Origin of the sequence: Pseudomonas sp. 13159349, from assembly GCF_013305685.1 — a bacterium.
In the GTDB taxonomy this organism is placed as follows: Bacteria; Pseudomonadota; Gammaproteobacteria; order Pseudomonadales; family Pseudomonadaceae; genus Aquipseudomonas; species Aquipseudomonas asiatica.
Genome location: NZ_CP045553.1, coordinates 339,361 through 351,358 on the forward strand (window position 1 = coordinate 339,361; position 11,998 = coordinate 351,358).

General features: G+C 64.8%; 12 protein-coding genes. 4 read left to right on the forward strand and 8 right to left on the reverse strand.

The annotated features are described in order from the left end of the window. Positions 1-26: 26 nt before the first annotated feature. Complete coding sequence (locus tag GEV38_RS01530) at positions 27-467, forward strand: thioesterase family protein (RefSeq protein ID WP_015268606.1); 441 nt, start codon at positions 27-29, stop codon at positions 465-467. Positions 468-522: 55 nt separating this feature from the next. On the opposite strand, the gene GEV38_RS01535 is transcribed toward GEV38_RS01530, so the two are convergent. The 3 genes from GEV38_RS01535 to fdhD form a co-directional block, all read right to left on the reverse strand. Then, on the reverse strand, positions 523-1,005 hold the full coding sequence (locus GEV38_RS01535) for a glycine zipper domain-containing protein (protein WP_015268607.1): 483 nt from the start codon (positions 1,003-1,005) through the stop codon (positions 523-525). Between the two features lie 317 nt (positions 1,006-1,322). Then, a complete protein-coding gene (locus tag GEV38_RS01540) occupies positions 1,323-3,668 on the reverse strand; it encodes an FdhF/YdeP family oxidoreductase (protein ID WP_015268608.1) in 2,346 nt (781 codons plus the stop codon). 5 nt (positions 3,669-3,673) lie between these two features. Next, a complete protein-coding gene (gene fdhD / locus GEV38_RS01545) occupies positions 3,674-4,504 on the reverse strand; it encodes a formate dehydrogenase accessory sulfurtransferase FdhD (protein WP_015268609.1) in 831 nt (276 codons plus the stop codon). A gap of 185 nt (positions 4,505-4,689) precedes the next feature. Here fdhD and lysM point away from each other — a divergent pair, with 185 nt between their 5' ends. Next, positions 4,690-5,130 carry a peptidoglycan-binding protein LysM gene (gene lysM / locus GEV38_RS01550; RefSeq protein ID WP_054573391.1) on the forward strand — a complete coding sequence of 147 codons (441 nt, stop codon included), beginning with the start codon at positions 4,690-4,692 and terminating at the stop codon, positions 5,128-5,130. 112 nt (positions 5,131-5,242) lie between these two features. On the opposite strand, the gene yrfG is transcribed toward lysM, so the two are convergent. Next, positions 5,243-5,905 carry a GMP/IMP nucleotidase gene (gene yrfG / locus GEV38_RS01555; RefSeq protein ID WP_054573392.1) on the reverse strand — a complete coding sequence of 221 codons (663 nt, stop codon included), beginning with the start codon at positions 5,903-5,905 and terminating at the stop codon, positions 5,243-5,245. 64 nt (positions 5,906-5,969) lie between these two features. Here yrfG and nudE point away from each other — a divergent pair, with 64 nt between their 5' ends. Together nudE and cysQ are read left to right on the forward strand one after the other, a co-directional pair. Further along, positions 5,970-6,536 carry an ADP compounds hydrolase NudE gene (gene nudE / locus GEV38_RS01560; RefSeq protein ID WP_015268611.1) on the forward strand — a complete coding sequence of 189 codons (567 nt, stop codon included), beginning with the start codon at positions 5,970-5,972 and terminating at the stop codon, positions 6,534-6,536. Further along, positions 6,533-7,351 (forward strand): 3'(2'),5'-bisphosphate nucleotidase CysQ, encoded by an 819-nt coding sequence (cysQ, locus tag GEV38_RS01565; RefSeq protein ID WP_054573393.1) that lies wholly within the window; start codon positions 6,533-6,535, stop codon positions 7,349-7,351. The genes nudE and cysQ overlap by 4 nt, the downstream gene beginning before the upstream one ends. A gap of 213 nt (positions 7,352-7,564) precedes the next feature. Here the strand turns inward: cysQ and GEV38_RS01570 are convergent, their stop codons facing one another. Genes GEV38_RS01570 through rfbC form a run of 4 tightly spaced genes read right to left on the reverse strand, consistent with a single transcriptional unit; the run spans position 7,565 to position 11,825 of the window. Then, positions 7,565-8,020, reverse strand: a complete 456-nt coding sequence (locus GEV38_RS01570) for a YiiD C-terminal domain-containing protein (RefSeq protein WP_015268613.1) — start codon at positions 8,018-8,020, stop codon at positions 7,565-7,567. Beyond that, positions 8,020-9,426: a sigma-54 dependent transcriptional regulator gene (locus tag GEV38_RS01575; RefSeq protein WP_015268614.1), complete on the reverse strand. Its 1,407-nt coding sequence runs from the start codon at positions 9,424-9,426 to the stop codon at positions 8,020-8,022. Before GEV38_RS01575 ends, GEV38_RS01570 begins: the two co-directional genes overlap by 1 nt. Further along, positions 9,423-11,237, reverse strand: a complete 1,815-nt coding sequence (locus GEV38_RS01580; RefSeq protein ID WP_054573394.1) for an ATP-binding protein — start codon at positions 11,235-11,237, stop codon at positions 9,423-9,425. Before GEV38_RS01580 ends, GEV38_RS01575 begins: the two co-directional genes overlap by 4 nt. A 42-nt stretch (positions 11,238-11,279) precedes the next feature. Continuing rightward, the gene (gene rfbC / locus GEV38_RS01585) at positions 11,280-11,825 is read right to left on the reverse strand and encodes a dTDP-4-dehydrorhamnose 3,5-epimerase (RefSeq protein ID WP_015268616.1); all 546 of its coding nucleotides are present in this window, start codon (positions 11,823-11,825) and stop codon (positions 11,280-11,282) included. Between the last annotated feature and the right edge of the window lie 173 nt (positions 11,826-11,998).

Here is an 11,998-nt window from a genome sequence, read left to right on the forward strand (position 1 = left end):
TCATTGCGAAGACAAGAGCCAGCCAGATGACCGAATCCCCTCAGCGCACTGCCTTCTCCCACTTCCACCCCATCCTCACTCGCCCCCAGGACAATGACCTGAATGGCCACGTCGCCGGTGCCACCGTGCATGGCTTTTTCGAAACCGCCATCCAAGCGTTCCTCGTCGAACAGGCCGAACTGGACCTGCGTGACGGCGAGCTGGCGGCCTTCGTGGTCAGTTCGGCGGCGGATTTCTACGCGCTGCCAGGGTTCCCGGATGTACTGGAAGTGGGGCTGGGGGTGACGCGCCTGGCGGGCAGCACGGTGGAGTACCGCCTGGCCCTGTTCCGCCCAGGGGAGCCGGAGGCGTGTGCGGCAGGCACGGTGGTGCAGGTGTTCATCGAACGCGCCAGTGGCCGGCCAGTGGCATTGCCAGAGACGCTGCAGGTGATCCTGTCTGGTGTAGTGCTGGAACAGCAGGCATAAAAAAGCCCCGCTGGCAGGGGCGGGGCTTTTGTTGCCGGGGCAGGGCCCTCAGGCGTTAGTCGCGCCAGTGGCGCTTGTGCTTGCGATGGCCGTAATGATGGCCGCGGTCCCAGTGGCGGCGGTCGTCGTCATAACCACGACGGTAACGGCGGCCATCGTGGTAATCGTCTCTGTCGGCCTCTTTACCAAGGTAGTTACCCAGTGCGCCACCGGCACCACCGCCGGCTGCTGCGCCAATGTAGCTACCGGTAGTGCCGCCCACGGAGCGGCCGACCACGTTACCGCCTGCTGCGCCCAGCGCGCCGCCGATTGCGGCTTCCCCACGCTGACGCTTGTCGGCACCCAGGGCACCGCCAGCCGCGCCGCCCAGGCCGGCACCAATGGCGCCGCCGGTGCTACCACCGATGGAGTTGCCCACCACGGAGCCCAGTACCCCACCCAATGCGCCGCCAATGCCGGCCTCGGTGGTGCCGCCTGCCATGGCAACGCCGCTGAGCAAGCTGAAAGACAACAACAGTATCGAGGAGTACTTCTTCATCAAGAGAGCCTCATTAGGATGACGGGGCGATTTTTGAGCCTTACAGGCGCGGCTGGCAACGGAAATCCGACGAGTAACACGAGTTGTACACAATTCTCTAACTTACTGTATTTACTGTGAAACTTTATCGTTTTTTCGCTGTCTGAGACCTTTATGACGAAGCCCTGAACCGCTATGGAACAGGGCTTTTTTGATTTTTGCGCAGGGGCTTCCGGCCTCTTCGCGGGTAAACCCGCTCCCACAGGGATATCACCGCTCTCGGTCCTTGAGTTGCCTCTGTGGGAGCGGGTTTACCCGCGAAGAGGCCAACACCGTTCCTACAGGATGCGCCCGTCGTCCCGCGCCCGCTCCAGTTTGATGGCAATGAACTTCGACGTCGGCGTATGGCTGCCATCGCCAATGCTCTCCAGCGGCACCAGCGGGTTCACCTCCGGGTAGTACGCCGCCGCCTGCCCGGCCGGGATGTCGAAGGCCAGCAGGGTGAAGCCGTGCACACGGCGCACATGCTCATCCCCCCACAACGACACGATGTCGACCTGCTGCCCCGGCTGGAAGCCCAGGCGGATGATGTCGGCTTCGTTGGCGAACAGCACCTCGCGCTGGCCACGCACGCCACGGTAGCGGTCGTCCAGGCCGTAGATGGTGGTGTTGTACTGATCGTGCGAGCGCATTGACTGCATGATCAGGTCTGGCACCTGGCCGCTGGCCCGTACACGCTCGTCGAGCAGCGTGTCGGGCAGCAGGTTGGCCTTGAAGTTCGCGCGGCCGGTGCTGGTATTCCATTCGCGGCTGGCGGCGCTGTTGCCCAGGTAGAAACCGCCCGGCTCGCGCAGGCGCTGGTTGAAGCCGCTGAAGCCGGCGATGGTGTCGCCGATCAGCTCGCGGATACGGTCGTAGTCAGCCACCAGCCAGTGCCAGTCCACGGGCTTCTTGCCCAGGGTGGCGGCGGCGATACCGGCGATGACCGCCGGCTCCGAGCGCATCTGCGTTGACAGCGGCTTCAGCTGGCCATTGGAGGCGTGGACCATGCTGAACGAGTCCTCTACCGTTACCGCCTGTGGCCCTTCTGCCTGCAGGTCGATGTCAGTGCGCCCCAGGCACGGCAGGATCAGTGCCTGCTTGCCGTGCACCAGGTGGCTGCGGTTGAGCTTGGTGCTGATGTGCACGGTCAGCTCGCAGTTGCGCAGTGCCTGGGCGGTGCGCTCGGTGTCCGGCGTTGCCTGGGCGAAGTTGCCGCCCAGGCCGATGAATACCTTGGCCCGGCCGTCGAGCATGGCATGGATCGCCTCGACGGTGTTGTGGCCGTTGTGCCGGGGCACGGGGAAGCCGAAGCGCTGCTCGATGGCGTCCAGCAGGGCCACCGGCGGGCGCTCGTTGATGCCCATGGTGCGGTCACCCTGCACGTTGCTGTGGCCACGCACCGGGCACAGTCCTGCGCCTGGCACGCCGATATTGCCGCGCAGCATCTGCAGGTTGACGATTTCCTGGATGGTCGGCACCGAGTGGCGGTGCTGGGTAATGCCCATCGCCCAGCACATGATCACCCGCTTGCCACGGCAGTACATGCGCGCGGCCAGTTCGATGTCGGCCAGCGCCAGGCCGGACTGGGTCTGGATGTGCTCCCACGGGGTGGCATCCACTACCGCCAGGTAGTCGTCGACGCCATGGCCATGTTCGGCGATGAAGGCGTGGTCGAAGACTGCCGGTTCGCCGTTGGCCTGGGCTTCGCGTTCCCATTGCAGGACGAACTTGGCCATGCCGCGCAGCAGCGCCATGTCGCCGCCCAAGGCCGGGCGGAAGAATGCGGTGTTGGTCGGCCGGTCGCTGTTGGTCAGCATCTCCAGCGGGTTCTGCGGGTGCTGGAAGCGCTCCAGGCCACGCTCCTTGAGCGGGTTGATGCACACCACCTGGGCACCGCGCTTTACCGCATCGCGCAGCGGGTCGAGCATGCGCGGGTGGTTGGTACCGGGGTTCTGGCCCCAGACGAAAATCGCGTCGGCGTGCTCGAAGTCGTCGAAGGTGACGGTGCCCTTGCCGACCCCGACGCTTTGCCCCAGGGCCACGCCGCTGGCCTCGTGGCACATGTTCGAGCAGTCGGGGAAGTTGTTGGTGCCGTAGGCCCGCACGAACAGCTGGTACAGGTACGCTGCTTCGTTGCTGGCGCGCCCCGAAGTGTAGAACTCGGCCTGGTCAGGGCTGGCCAGCTTGTTCAACTCGCGAGCGATCAGGGTGAAGGCGGCTTCCCAGCTGATCGGCCGGTAGCGGTCGCTGGACGCGTCATAGACCATCGGCTCGGTCAGGCGCCCCTGGTACTCCAGCCAGTAGTCGCTCTGCTGCAGCAGCGAAGTGACGCTGTAGCGGGCGAAAAAGGCGGCATCGACGCGGCGCTTGGTCGCCTCCCAGTTCACTGCCTTGGCACCGTTCTCGCAGAACTTGACCATGCCGCTTTCCGGCGAGTCGCCCCAGGCACAGCCGGGGCAATCGAAGCCGCCGTTCTGGTTGGTCTTGAGCAGCGCGCGAATGTTCTTCAGCGCGTTATCGCTGCCAACCCAGGCCTTGGCCACGCTGCGCAGCGCGCCCCAGCCACCGGCGGGGCCGTGGTAGGGCTTGTAACGAGGTGGAGAGGCTGGGGCGTTGTCCGGGAGGTGTTGGTACGAGGTCACGACTGTTACGACTCCGCCGCTGGGCTGTAGACCCGCGGTGCGCTGTGCTTGGGCAGATGGATAAGGTTGAGGTTGTGCTTGCGCGCCCATTGCAGGGCAAGGCCGGTGGGCGCCGACAGGCTGACCAGGGTCTGGATACCGGCCCGCAGCACCTTCTGGATCAGCTCCAGGCTGCAGCGGCTGGTGACGATGGCCAGGCCACCCTGGCTGTCGATGTCTTGGCGCAGCAAGGCGCCGATCAGCTTGTCGAGGGCGTTGTGCCGGCCGATGTCTTCGCGGCCGAGCAGCAGTTCGCCGTGGCGGTCCATGAACAGCGCCGCATGCACCGCGCCGCAGTGTTGGCCGAGGGGCTGGAAGGCATCGATGCGCTCACGCAGGCCGACCAACCATTGCGCGGGTGGCAAAGGTGCGCCAGGCAGCTTGGCCAGCTCTGGCAGTGCCTGCTCCAGCGCTTCGACCCCGCACAGGCCGCAACCACTGGTGCCGGCCAACTGGCGGCGTTGGTTTTTCAGGTTCCAGAACGCACGGCTGGAAATCTCCAGGTCGGCGTACATTGCCGAGCCGCTGCCGGAGAGTTTCAGGTCGTAGATTTCCGTTGTGCCTTCGACTATGCCGCTGCCGACACTGAAGCCGACGGCGAAGTCTTCCAGGTCGGTGGGGCTGACCAGCATCACCGCCTGGTTCAGGCCGTTGTAGGCAATGGCCAGGGCCACTTCTTCGGCCAGGGGCGTGCTGTCGCGTCTGGCATCGTTGAGCTGGACGTAATCGTAGGTGTTGCTGGCGGCGGGCATGGTCAAGGGCGATGAGGCCGCGCAGACCGGAGGCTTGCTGTTCATCGGAGCTGACTGTTCATCGGGCTATCGGCAACTTTCAGATAGCACAAGCCTAGGCGTGCGGGCTGGCGGCGTCTAATCGCTAGGGTCTATGCCTTGATAGACCGCGTCGATTGGTCGCATGGGGCGCCAGGGGAAAAGCTGGCCTAGACTGCTGTGTCCGAGGTTTCGTCAACAAGGAGAGCGTTATGAGCTTGTTCAGTTTCGTCAAGGAAGCGGGCGAGAAGTTGATCGACCTGCTGACCCCCGGCAATGCCAATGCCGAAGAGCAACTGAAGAAACACGTGGAAAGTGTCGGCCTGGGCAACCCGAATATCACGGCCACTGTAGAGGGAGACACGATCATCCTCAAGGGTGAGGTGGCCAGCCAGGAGGAGAAGGAGAAGATCATCCTGGCGGCGGGTAACGTCGCAGGCGTTGCCAGTGTGGATGACCAGATCACCGTGACCGGACCGGTGGCCAAGGCCGCGCGGTTCGTGACGGTGGAAAAGGGTGATACGTTGAGCGCCATTTCGAAGAAGGTGTATGGCGACCCCAACAAGTACCAGAAGATCTTCGAGGCCAATAAACCGATGCTCAAGCACCCGGACAAGATCTATCCGGGGCAGGTGTTGCGTATTCCTGACTGATCTCTGCAGCCTGTACCGGCCCTATCGCCGGCAAGCCAGCTCCCACAGGATTACCACAGGCCTGAGGGCCTGCGAGGTACATGTGGGAGCTGGCTTGCCGGCGAAAGGGCCCTCACAGGCCTACCAATAATTCCCGGTAATCCTCCACCGCCGCAAACTCCTCGGTATCCCGCGGCCCTGCCTGGCTATCCGGCTGGCGCACCGCCAGCAGATGCCCCACGCCAAACCGTCGCGCACTGCGCAGAATCGCCAGGGTGTCATCGATAAAAAGGCAGCGCTCCGGTTCAAAGCCGATGTCCGCCTGCAACGCGTCCCAGAACTGCGGGCTTTCCTTCGGGTAGCCGTAGTCATGCGAGCTGATCAGCCGTTCGAAGTACGGCGCCAGCTCCACCCGCTCCAGCTTCAGTGACAGCGAATCCCGGTGCGCATTGGTGATCATCACCACGCGCTTGCCCGCGTCGCGGATCGCGGCAAGGAAAGTATCGGCATCCGGGCGCAGGGCGATCAGGTCGGCGATTTCCTGTTTCAGCTCACGGATCGGCAGCCGCAATTCGCGGCTCCAGAAGTCCAGGCAATACCAGTTAAGCGTGCCGGCATTGCGTTCGAACAGCGGCTGCAGTTCCATTTCCGCCATGGCACGGCTCACCCCGTGCAGCTCGGCATAGCGCTGGGGCAGGTGGTCCAGCCAGAAGCGGTTGTCGTAATGCAGGTCGAGCAGGGTGCCATCCATGTCCAGCAGGACGGTATCGATGGCGGACCAGGGAAGAACAGGCATGGGAAACTCTCGATCAGTCGGCAAGCCACGGTATAGTAACCCGTTCACGCCAAGGAGCCGCCCCATGCGCCAGAAACCCACCGTCCTCAGCCGCGAAATCGTCGCCAGCAGCCGCCTGTTTCGCGTCGAAGCCGTGCAATTGCGCTTCAGCAATGGCAACGAGCGTACCTACGAGCGCCTGGTGGGCCGGGGTAATGGTTACGGCGCGGTGATGATCGTGGCCATGCTCGATGCCGAGCACGCGGTGCTGGTAGAGGAATACTGCGGCGGCACCGACGAATACGAGCTGTCGTTGCCCAAAGGCCTGATCGAGCCGGGCGAGGACGTGCTGGCGGCAGCCGACCGGGAGCTCAAGGAAGAGGCCGGTTTTGGCGCGCGCCAGCTGGAGCACCTGACCGAGCTGTCGCTGTCGCCGGGCTACATGAGCCAGAAGATCCAGGTGGTGCTGGCCAGCGACCTGTACGAGGAGCGCCTGGAGGGCGATGAGCCGGAGCCGATGCGGGTCGACAAGGTTAACCTGCGCGAACTCTCGGCCCTGGCCATGCACCCACAGTTCACCGAGGGGCGTGCCTTGGCGGCGTTGTATCTGGCGCGTGACCTACTGATTCAGCGGGGGCTGCTGGAAGCATGAACGACCTGCAATTGATGCACGAAGTGGTCAAGCTGGCCCTTGCGGCGGGCGAAGCGATCTTGCCGTTCTGGCGCGCCGATGTGGCCGTGACCAACAAGGCCGACGATTCGCCGGTCACCGCCGCCGACCTGGCGGCGCACCGGGTGATTGCCGATGGCCTGCTGGCGCTGGCGCCGCAGATCCCGGTGCTGTCTGAAGAGGATTGCAACATTCCGCTGGCCGAGCGTCAGGGTTGGAGCCGCTGGTGGCTGGTCGACCCGCTGGACGGCACCAAGGAATTCATCGCCGGCAGCGAGGAGTTCACGGTCAACATCGCCCTGGTCGAAAACGGCGAGGTGGTGTTCGGCGTGGTATCCATGCCGACCAACGGGCGCTGCTACTTCGGTGGGCGTGGGTTGGGCGCCTGGCGTGCGGAAGCGGGTGAGGCTCCGCAGCCGATCCAGGTTCGCGACGCGCCGCCGGCAGGTGGGCGTTTCACCGTGGTTGCCAGCCGTCGCCATTCCAGCCCGGAACAGGAAGCGCTGTTGGCCGGGTTGGGGGCGGCGGTGGGTGAACTGGAGCTGGCCAATATCGGCAGTTCGTTGAAATTCTGCCTGTTGGCCGAGGGTAGCGCTGATTGCTATCCCCGCCTGGCACCGACCTCGCAGTGGGATACCGCGGCGGCGCAGGGCGTGGTGGAAGGGGCCGGTGGCCAGGTAATCGGGTTGGACGGCTTGCCGTTCCGGTACCCGGCGCGTGAGTTGTTGCTCAACCCGCATTTCCTGGCGTTGCCGGCAAATGCTGCTTGGCGCGAAGCCTTCCTGAGCCTGATCTGACGGGTATCATCACACTCTGTTGGAGCTCAGGACTTCAGCTTCGCCGCCTATATCGCCGGGGCCGCTTTGCGGCCCATCGCCGGCAAGCCAGCTCCCACAAGTACTGCGCAGACCTTCAGCATGGCGCTGCACCTGTGGGAGCTGGCTTGCCGGCGATGGGCTGCGCAGCAGACCCAACAGCACTAACTGACTGGCATCAGTACTTGCCCGCGGTCAGCGGTGCAGCACGTATTGGCCGCTGAAGGTAACAGCAGGCTCGTCACTACCGGCATTGCTCACCGTGGTCTCCAGCGTCAACCGTGCCCGCCCGCGCCGCTGGTACATGGTCAGGAACCGCTCCCAGGTCTTCTCATCCGGCGGCGCACAGCGCGCCACCGCCGCCCCGGTAACCGGCAGCGGATAACTGATCTGCCCTTCCTGGATGACGATATGCCCGTCATCGATACCCGACTCGCGCAGGCGCAGGTGCAGCCAGCCCCAACCCACCAGCACCGCGGCGCAGTACAGGCTGCCGCCGAACATGGTGCTCTTGTGGTTGACGTTGGCCGCCAGCGGCAATTGCAGGCGCAGGGTGTGCTGCTGCCAATCGAGCACTTCCAGGCCCATCTCGCGGGTCAGGGGGATGTCGCCGTGCAGGACGGTCTGCAGGTACTGGCTATCGGTGTTCATTAACGGTTGTCCTCTTGATCGTCATGTCCGCCGCTACCGCCATCAAAGCTCAAGCCATGCTTGCGCAGCTTGTCGTGCAAGGTTTTGCGGGGGATGCCCAGCGCCTCGGCCAGGCTGCGCATGGAGCTGTGTGGCTGGGCCAGTTCGGCAGCGATCAGCGAGCGCTCGAACTGCTCGACCTGTTCGCTGAGGTTGCCGCTCGGCATCGGTACCGAAGGCATTGCCGCCGGCGGCGCCTGACCGTCCAGAGCCAGTTCCAGGCCAAGGGCGAAACGCTCGGCGGCGTTCTGCAGCTCGCGTACGTTACCGGGCCAGTCGTGACGCAGCAGCATGGCGCGCTGGGCCGGCTGCAGGGCGTGTGGCGGCAGACCATGGCGCTCGCTGGCGGCGTCGGCGAAGTGCTGGAAAAGCACCAGGATGTCATCGCCGCGTTCGCGCAGCGGTGGAATACGCAGCGGCGCCACGTTCAGGCGGTAATACAAATCGGCGCGGAACCGCCCTTGGTCAGCGGACTGGCGCAGGTCCTCCTTGGTCGCGGCGATGATGCGGATGTCCAGCGGGATCAGCTGGTTGCCACCCAAGCGCTCGACCACCCGTTCCTGAAGCATGCGCAGCAGTTTCACCTGCACATCCAGGCTCATGCTCTCGATTTCGTCGAGGAACAGTGTGCCGCCGTTGGCGAACTCGAACTTGCCGATGCGGCGTTTCTGCGCGCCGGTGAACGCCCCGGGCTCATGGCCGAACAGCTCGCTTTCGACCACCGACTCGGCCAGTGCGCCGGCATTGATCGCCACGAACGGCCCGTCGCGGCGGCTGGACAGGTCGTGCAGGGCGCGGGCCACCACCTCTTTGCCGGCACCGGTCTCACCCAGGATCAGCACATCGGCGCGGGTGCCGGCCAGGGCGCCGATCTGCTCGCGCAGGCGCTGCATGGACGGCGACTGGCCCACCAGGCGGGTGGCCAATTGCTGACGGTCGCTCAGGGCCAGGCGCAAGCTGCGGTTGTCCAGCACCAGGCGGCGCAGGGCCAGGGCGCGGCGCACGCTGTCCAGCAGGGCGTCGCTGGCAAAGGGTTTTTCCAGGAAGTCATAAGCCCCGGCGCGCATTGCCTGCACCGCCAGCGGCACATCACCGTGGCCGGTGATCAGCAATACCGGCAGCTCGTTGTCACGGCCGTGCAGTTGTTCCAGCAGCTGCAGGCCATCGATACCCGGCATGCGGATGTCGCTGACCACCACCCCGGGCCAGTCGGCCTCGATGCGTTCGGCCAGGCCCTGGGCGTCGGCCAGGGCGACCACCTTGAGCCCGGCCAGGTCCAGGGTCTGGCTCAGGGCCTGGCGCAAGTGCGGGTCATCATCGACCAGGATGACCTGGGCTCGGCTGTCGATCAGTGTCTCGGTGGTCATGCCGAGGGGTCCTCCGAATTGGGCAAAGTAGCGCCAGGCGCGGCCACACGCAGCTGCAGGGTCAGTAGTGCGCCACCTTCCGGGTGGTTGGCCAGCAGCAGTTCACCGCCCAGGGCACGCATCAGGCTTTCGCAGATGGCCAGGCCCAGGCCCAGGCCCTGGGTGCGGGTCTTGGTGGTGAAGAACGGCTCCTTGGCGTGCTCCAGGGCCTGGCGGCTGAAGCCGGGGCCGTTGTCGCGAATGTACAGGTAGACGCAGTCATCGCGCTGTTCGGCACTTAGCCACAGGCGGCGCGGGTTGGCTTTTTCGGTCAGGGCGTCGAGGGCATTGGCCAGCAGGTTGCCGAGCACCTGGCGCAGGCGGGTCTCGCCGGCCTGTACCCACAAGGTGGCTTCCGGCAGGTCGCGGATCAGTTCCACGGCCATTGCCCGGCGGCGCTTGGCCAGCAGCGCCAGGGCGTCGTCCAGGGCCGGCTGCAGGGCCACGCTCTCCGGGGCATGGCGGTCACGGCGGGCGAAGGCGCGCAGGTGGGCGATGATCGAGGCCATGCGCCCGGTCAGCTCGCCAATCAGCTTGAGGTTGCCGCGGGCTTCTTCGGTTCGCTGGTGGTCGAGCAGGATCTCGGCGTTTTCCGCGTAGCTGCGGATGGCGGCCAGCGGCTGGTTGAGTTCGTGACTGATGCTGGCCGACATGGTGCCGAGCACCGACAGCTTGCCGGCCTGTACCAGTTCGTCCTGGGCGCGCACGGCCTCCTGTTGGGCGTTCTCACGCTCCAGTACGGCGCTCTTGAGCCGGGTGTTCAGGCCTTCAAGGTCGGCGGTGCGCTCGGCCACGCGTTTTTCCAGTTCCTGGCGGCCGCGTGCCTCGAAGTCGATGCGGTCGATGTAGTGACGGCGCCGCTGCATCACCAGGCCAGCCAGCAGTATCAGCACCAGCAGGGTGCCAGCGCCGATGGCCATGACGGTTTGCACCGAACGGTCGACCAGCATGCGCGGAGCGAGGATGCTGACCTGCCAACCGGTTTCCTTGATGTCGCGGGTCTGGCTGATCCAGGCGTCCGGGTTGAGTACCAGCGGTTGCGGGGCTTGGGTCGGGTAGGGCTGGATGGCGATGATGGCCTGGCGCTCGGCCTCGGTCAGCGCACGGGTCGCGCGGAAGCGCCAGTCGGGCCGCGAGGTCAGGATGACCACGCCATTGTGGTCGGTCAGCAACAGCTGCTCGGGGGTGCGGCCCCACAAGGTTTCGGTGTGGTCGAGGTCGACCTTGACCACCAGTACGCCAACGATGCGTTCACGGTCTCGCACGGCGGCGGCGAAGAAGTAACCGCGCTTGGCCGATGTGGTGCCCTGGCCAAAGAAGCGCCCCAGGCGGCCGGCCATGGCTTCGTTGAAATACGGGCGGAAGGCGAAGTTGCGGCCGACGAAGCTGTCACGCTTGTCCCAGTTGGAGGCGGCCAGGGTGTTGCCGCTGACGTCCATCAGGTACATCACCTCGGCGCCGGTCTGCTGGACGATGTCCTTGAGCAGGCGGTTGGCATTGGTCACCGCTTCCAGGCGGAACGGGTCGGCCAGCACCCCGCGCAGCGCCGGCAGGTCGCCGAGTATCTGCGGCAGGGTTTCATAGCGGTGCAGGGTACCGAGCAGGTTGGCGACATACAGGTCGAGGGTCTGGCGGTTCTGCGAGGCCAGTTCTTCCTGGTAGTAACGTTCGGCCAGGTGATGCAGGGGCCACAATAACGGGACCAGGCACACGGCCAACAGGGCCAGGCTGCGCCAGCGGGGACGGCGTGGGGGCGTGGGTTTTGCAATCATCACGTAAATGCGCCAGAAAAGTCTGCCGCAATTATGCGCTAGTTAAGGTAGCAGTTCCGCCTCTGCCAGCGGCAGGCCGAGCTTGTCCTTGTCCGACAGCACCGGTGGCTGCTGCAGCCCCCAGTCGATGGCCAGCGTCGGGTCATCCCAGCGGATGCAGCGGTCGGCACCCGGGTTGTAGTAGTCGGTGGTCTTGTAGAGGAACTCGGCCGACTCGCTCATCACCGCAAAGCCGTGGGCAAAGCCTGGTGGAATCCATAACTGGCGATGATTGTCGGCCGACAGCTGCACCGCGACCCATTGGCCGAAGGTTGGCGAGCTCTTGCGCACGTCCACGGCAATATCACGGATTTCCCCCTGCACCACGCGCACCAGCTTGCCTTGGGTGTTTTCCACCTGGTAGTGCAGGCCACGCAGCACACCCTTGATGGAGCGCGAGTGGTTGTCCTGGACGAACTCGGCCTTCACGCCGGTTTGCCGGGCGAACTCGCGGGCGTTGAATGCCTCGAAGAAAAAACCACGGCTGTCACCGAAAACCTTCGGCTCGATGATCAGTACTTCAGGGATCGCGGTAGGGATGATGTTCATGGCGGTTCGCTGGCCCGTTCTGCTCATGTATTGACCCTAGCCGGTCTGGCCGTTTTTTCCGCCTCGGGCTTCAACGGCATTCACAAGGGCTGGCTATGGTAGATGTCGTGCCGTTTCGCTCCTCGGCCAAGGTTGGGGTTGTATCGATTCTTATCGATTTAATTTCCTTGATC

Excerpts from the sequence above, each read along its gene's own strand:
- nudE (WP_015268611.1), top strand. The coding sequence starts at position 5,970 with ATGCGCCAGAAACCCACCGTCCTCAGCCGCGAAATCGTCGCCAGCAGC.
- cysQ (WP_054573393.1), top strand. The coding sequence starts at position 6,533 with ATGAACGACCTGCAATTGATGCACGAAGTGGTCAAGCTGGCCCTTGCG.
- rfbC (WP_015268616.1), bottom strand. The coding sequence starts at position 11,825 with ATGAACATCATCCCTACCGCGATCCCTGAAGTACTGATCATCGAGCCG.
- GEV38_RS01530 (WP_015268606.1), top strand. The coding sequence starts at position 27 with ATGACCGAATCCCCTCAGCGCACTGCCTTCTCCCACTTCCACCCCATC.
- GEV38_RS01580 (WP_054573394.1), bottom strand. The coding sequence starts at position 11,237 with ATGATTGCAAAACCCACGCCCCCACGCCGTCCCCGCTGGCGCAGCCTG.
- GEV38_RS01570 (WP_015268613.1), bottom strand. The coding sequence starts at position 8,020 with ATGAACACCGATAGCCAGTACCTGCAGACCGTCCTGCACGGCGACATC.
- GEV38_RS01575 (WP_015268614.1), bottom strand. The coding sequence starts at position 9,426 with ATGACCACCGAGACACTGATCGACAGCCGAGCCCAGGTCATCCTGGTC.
- fdhD (WP_015268609.1), bottom strand. The coding sequence starts at position 4,504 with ATGAACAGCAAGCCTCCGGTCTGCGCGGCCTCATCGCCCTTGACCATG.
- lysM (WP_054573391.1), top strand. The coding sequence starts at position 4,690 with ATGAGCTTGTTCAGTTTCGTCAAGGAAGCGGGCGAGAAGTTGATCGAC.
- GEV38_RS01535 (WP_015268607.1), bottom strand. The coding sequence starts at position 1,005 with ATGAAGAAGTACTCCTCGATACTGTTGTTGTCTTTCAGCTTGCTCAGC.
- yrfG (WP_054573392.1), bottom strand. The coding sequence starts at position 5,905 with ATGCCTGTTCTTCCCTGGTCCGCCATCGATACCGTCCTGCTGGACATG.